Origin of the sequence: Endozoicomonas sp. SESOKO1 (assembly GCF_024606265.1) — a bacterium.
Classification (GTDB): Bacteria; Pseudomonadota; Gammaproteobacteria; order Pseudomonadales; family Endozoicomonadaceae; genus Endozoicomonas.
The window spans coordinates 1-3,606 of sequence record NZ_JAHHPP010000027.1; the positions used below are offsets into that span (position 1 = coordinate 1).

The following is a 3,606-nucleotide window of genomic DNA, read 5'->3' on the forward strand; positions in this document are numbered from 1 at the left end:
GCCACCGCACGACTGCATGGATGCAGGAGCTAGAGCAACGCAGGAGCAGTTGCCGCGTAGGGCAGTCTATTCTCGGACAGGCTCCTAGGTAACACACCTTCAAATTCCTCTAGATTTCATACTGGTCGGCATTTTCACCCTGCATTTCAGGTGCAGGGATATGAATCAGTTCAACCGGTACGCCTTCTGTGAAGCGTAATCCCTGGTCAGTGACACAGCCATCAGGTCGATGTTTTTTTCTGCGCTCGCAGGTAATGGTTTCCGTTTCTGGGGCTGCACAGGCCCAACGTCCTGGAGGATCTCGCCAAGTGCGAATTGATTCGGATTGTCGATCAACCGTTTTTCAGACTTTTCACCAAACTTTTCACCAAACTTTTCACCAAAAAACGGTTATTTAAACCAGTCCAGCTGATGTTTGAGAGATGCGTTTTCCCGTTTCAGGGATTCAGCGACAGATCCCTGTTCCTGCAACAGCGCCTGTAACCGCTGGAGCAGTTGCCGGTGAGAAAGCTGAGTGGCAGGCACAGGTGCTTTTTCCAAAAGAGTCATAGCATTTGACTGTAGACACTATTCAGGATTTTTGCTGGCCCATACATAACCCGGATCGATTCTTTTGTATCCATACCATATCTGTGCCCTTTGCCTGTGTTGGTCAGCATTGGATGAATCGGTCATCGCCCAGAGACTGTATGTATGCCCCATGGAACTGAACAGACAACGCAGCCTGAACCTGACTTCAGCATCTACCTTGAGATCGCTGGCAATTTCCTGTTTCTGCAGCATTGCCTGCACCGCATTCCAGATGAAATCAGGGTCCAAATCAGGGGTCGTCTGATCTTTTACCAAACCAATCTGATCATTTTCCAGACAATACATCAGTGACGGTACAATAAATTTACTCCGGGCATCCAACACCCATTGCCTGGCCTTCTGTCTCATCGGTGCATCGGGAATGAGAGCCGAGCGAAAAAAATCATCAAACTGATGCAACTCGGTCCATGCACACTCCTCCCAGACTCGCTCAATGCCAATACAGGTTTTCAACAGAGGATGATTCAACAACTTCTGGTATATCTGCCGCTCACCGGTGATATCGGACCTGGCCCTGGCCGCCCGAATACACCGGAGTGTCTGCACAACAATCGGATTCCAGTGTCGGGAAAGCAATTTTTCAAAGGGCTTTATGGGCCCCCTGGCCGACTGGATCTGGAAACCCTGGCAATCAGACGCAGGCCAGGCAGAACTGCTTTCCCCGGATCGGACGGCCCTGGTCACCGGCGAAACTTTGTGATGACCGGGCTTTATCGCCGGTGGCTTGTGCCGTCCAGCCCTACCCGCCCCATCCCCACCCGAAGATGGTGATTGAATGGCATCACGCCCTGACTGATTAACAGGCTCAGGGATACTATTTCGGCCATTACGTTTCCTGCCCTTTTTCCTGGCAAGCCCCGCCGTCAGCGTGGCAGACTTTGCTACTTCTTCAGAAAACTGTCGCAGAACGGCGTCAAAATCGTAGTCTCTGTCTGAAGCCGCTGCCTGCCCTTTTGGTGCTGCCGGAAATGCAGCCAGCTCCCTGGCCCGCTCACTGGTATCACTCCAGTATTCAGCCAGCAGAGGACTTGTCTCCAGATAATACCGGGCATATTCAGCAGCCGCATTGGCAGCCAACTCCCACTTGCAGGCTTTCAGGAAAAAGATATAAGCACTTGACCAGTGATTAGGGGACACTTGTGCGGCATTGCAATAAAAGTTGGCGACTTTCCAGCTATACATTGGTGAATCAACATATACATAGTGATGGATTTCTGCCTGAAGACAGTTGACAAAAGCACGAATATCTCCCCCCCCCCTGGTTGTTTGCTTTTGGGGTGAGATGATCAATGGCTGCTTGAAACCTTTTGTCAATTTCCCGCATTCTGCACTTCCATGACTTTTTTATTTTGGGGTTTATGGTTGCGGTAAACAACACACACTCTGCAACCAAATCATTGACGATCGGGAAAAGTTCAGAACTTAACTCTGGTTCAGGGAACCATCGCGAGCATTTATAACGTTCGACTCCCCATAAGTGATCGTTCAACTGCTGCAAATAAGACATCACCATCACCTGCATTGCGGCACCAAGTCTGGTTTCTGGTGGCACATTGGGCTGTTGGGGAAACACGGACCTGATGCTCACCGGAGCAAACCGAACATAATCGTAGGGAGAAAAGCTGACAGGGGACAAATAGAAATACATTTCCCTGAGTATTGTTGGGCAATAACTCAGCAAGGTAATACCCTTGTGGTAATTAACGCCATCCTCAAAATACGGCAATCCCCCCATAAAATAGAGCAAACTTAATGAATAAAAATCTATCATCGTGCTGGCTTTATCGGTTAACTCAGCAAAGTCATTCAACACACTTTGATTCAGGGCCTGTACCAGATGCTGCCGGTCAGTTTTGGTAACCGGCTCACCGCGAAGCATATCGCTGTAGCATTTCAGCAACACCCAGTTTCGGAAATAGACTGTCAACTCCACAGACTTATCTTTTTGCAGGCTCAGCAGGTTTCTTGTTATCTGGTTCCGGTCTTGTTTCTTGTTCAGCCAGGCAGCCACATGGCTATCCAGCACTCGTTTCGAACCCACAGACAGCAGTTTATTAACGGTCCACTTGCAATCAGCTACACGGGGGTCAAAGTTTGTAAACATTTCCCTGACGTCTTCACCCGGTACAATGAACCGATCCAGGGGTATAGTCAGAAAGCGGTCAAGCCAGTAGAAAAAACCGGTATTACCATCATTACCCTGATTTGTTGCCGACTGCACGACACCGGACTGTAGCCCGTGTGGCGGGGCTGTTGCCGTAGCTTCACTATCAACGCTGTGAGGCACACAATGGCTCACCACCCTTGCAGTAACGCTGATCCCTTTCCTACTGCCCTGCCCAGCAGCCATCGTATCCTGACAAGCCAACGTCGCGGCAACCTCATTGCGGGCGTCAGCGACGTTATCGACCAGCCGCGCATTTACACGACAACGCTTTTCAGTGCCCTTTTGCCTTTGGGTACCCTGCTGACCAGCGCTTGGATCAAAGCCGTTTTGCAGGCCATCGCCGCCACGGTCGACTACCGGAGTAATCGGAGAAATGTCACCAGCTGTGCCATAGCTCAAACGGCTTTGCATCGGATTGCTTTCTGCAATGAGAATTTTTACTCCTTACGACACTCATTCCTCAAAAAGGTTCACAGGACATTCACCCCGTTATCGTGACCGTTCACTGACATCACTTAATCATCATCAAATCTTTGCGTTGGCAATGATGATATTTTCCGGCAATGCGTTCAGGTGTGTCTACTCTGCAGCGTCAACCGCTTCAACCGCTTCAACCCAAATTTTATAGACTTCGGCTTCGATCAGACTCTCGCTGGAGTCCCAAAAATCCGAATAGACAATATTCACCTCCTGATTCGAAGCAGCAGCGTCTTCTGCATAGCGGCAAAGGCTTTCCTGGCAGGTGCTGACACTCCCCGCCCTATCGGACGAGGGTTCTTGATCGCTCAAGAATGTTTCTGTTTCACAGTCCGTAGCTCAGGGAACAGGTGGGGCCGCCCAGGCTTGGT

Annotated in this window: 4 protein-coding genes; all 4 read right to left on the minus strand. The window is 50.1% G+C overall.

Going from position 1 to position 3,606, the window contains the following annotated elements; translation table 11 throughout:
- Positions 1-390 precede the first annotated feature (390 nt).
- The 4 genes from KDK13_RS01700 to KDK13_RS01715 all read right to left on the minus strand — a co-directional run bounded on the left by KDK13_RS01700 (position 391) and on the right by KDK13_RS01715 (position 3,547).
- Positions 391-549 carry a hypothetical protein gene (locus tag KDK13_RS01700; protein ID WP_257283043.1) on the minus strand — a complete coding sequence of 53 codons (159 nt, stop codon included), beginning with the start codon at positions 547-549 and terminating at the stop codon, positions 391-393.
- Positions 550-567: 18 nt separating this feature from the next.
- The gene (locus KDK13_RS01705; RefSeq protein WP_257283044.1) at positions 568-1,773 is read right to left on the minus strand and encodes a hypothetical protein; all 1,206 of its coding nucleotides are present in this window, start codon (positions 1,771-1,773) and stop codon (positions 568-570) included.
- Between the two features lie 7 nt (positions 1,774-1,780).
- Positions 1,781-3,169: a hypothetical protein gene (locus KDK13_RS01710; RefSeq protein ID WP_257283045.1), complete on the minus strand. Its 1,389-nt coding sequence runs from the start codon at positions 3,167-3,169 to the stop codon at positions 1,781-1,783.
- A gap of 168 nt (positions 3,170-3,337) precedes the next feature.
- Positions 3,338-3,547, minus strand: a complete 210-nt coding sequence (locus KDK13_RS01715; protein WP_257283046.1) for a hypothetical protein — start codon at positions 3,545-3,547, stop codon at positions 3,338-3,340.
- Positions 3,548-3,606 lie beyond the last annotated feature (59 nt).